The following is a 1,497-nucleotide window of genomic DNA, read 5'->3' as shown; positions in this document are numbered from 1 at the left end:
GCTTCCATCTTTCATTGCATCTAATATGATGCTCACATCTCTTCTGCGTTTTTTTACAAATTCAATTTCTTTTCCCACTTCTTCTAATCTGCCACATTTATTATTTTCAATTGCTTTTAACAGATCCTCAAACCTGGTGGCTGTATTATGAAAATTAGGTATTGTATCATATAATTTATCAACTGGAAAATCAGACAACATATTTTGAAACTTACCAAAGGCCTTGGCGCCATAATAAAATTGCATAGGATCTTCAACCTTATCGTAGGTCACTGCATTATCTATAAACTTATATACCCTGAAATAATCATTTTCATCGGTTTTATAGTATTTTTCACCATCCTTAGTTTTTATTATTGTTAGTGTTTCCCTGTCAGGATTTCCTCCACTAAGAAGGATTTTCTTTTTCAGATGCTCTGTTATAGCTACAATGTTCTCCATTAAATCCTCAGGATTTTTAAACACATTACTATTGATTCTTTGCAATATATATGGTTTTGCAATATATGTATCATTTATATATCCGTCACCATAAGAGCTCATTTCAGTGTTAATATTAAACTGTTTTAAAACCTGATGCAGTTTATATTCCATGGTACAATCCCTCTCTAATCATTTGGTTTATAGCATTTTTAACTGTAAGTAAGTCTTCTTTGTATGTAACTCCATACCACTTATCTAATGTCTCAAGGACTTTCACCTTTGCACTTTGTGTTTTAATCATATTATCAACTACTGAAGGAAGATAAAATTCATCCTTTAATGGATTTTTTAAATCATTTAAAAATACAGTAAAGTCCTCTTCAAGCACATGAAATATATCAGTGTCAAATCCCCACATGTTCATAGATACCATAGAATTAAGAGGTATTCCACTATTTTTATCAATAGCTGTATGCTCAACCACACTTTTTAAATATCCTTTTTCTATTTCGCATAATCCTCTGCTTACCATGCCATTTTCAGTTAGTGTATTTTTTAGTCTAAACCCAGCCATGCACATACCTTTATTTTGGGATAAATAATCCCCAACTATTTTGTAGGAATGGCTACCGTAATAATCATCTGCGTTTATTACCATAAAGGGAGTGGTAACTGCACTTTTAGCACAAATCACAGCATGCCCTGTTCCCCATGGCTTAGATCTATTGTCAGGAATAAAACACCCCTTAGGAATTTTGTCTAGTGTCTGAAAAGCATAATCAACATCTATTATCTTTTCAATTCTTTTGCCGATAACATTTCGAAAATCCTCTTCCATTTCTTTTTTTATAATAAAAACCACTTTTGAAAATCCTGCTTTTACTGCATCATATATAGAAAAATCAAGTATTATTTCCCCATTTGGACCCACAGGCTCCAGCTGTTTAAGACTACCAAAACGACTTCCCATACCAGCTGCCATTACTACTAATGTTGTTTCATTCATATTTCCACCTATACTTCACTTTCTTTATATTCATCTAGATTTAATACATTACTTAATTACTTAATTAC

The 1,497-nt window shown here is 32.1% G+C and carries 1 protein-coding gene and 1 pseudogene; both read right to left on the bottom strand.

The features are described from left to right. Positions 1-594: pseudogene (locus B2671_RS11885) on the bottom strand (mucin desulfatase); the annotation flags it as partial. Beyond that, entirely contained in the window at positions 584-1,429 is an 846-nt protein-coding gene (locus B2671_RS11880; RefSeq protein ID WP_346870616.1) for a nucleotidyltransferase family protein, read from the bottom strand. The pseudogene B2671_RS11885 and the gene B2671_RS11880, both read right to left, overlap by 11 nt. Positions 1,430-1,497: the final 68 nt, after the last annotated feature.

Origin of the sequence: Clostridium sp. UBA5119 (assembly GCF_002414285.1) — a bacterium.
Lineage (GTDB): Bacteria > Bacillota > Clostridia > Clostridiales > Clostridiaceae > Clostridium_J > Clostridium_J sulfidigenes.
Note: the sequence above shows the minus strand (reverse complement) of the source record. Positions and strands in the feature narration are given on the sequence as shown.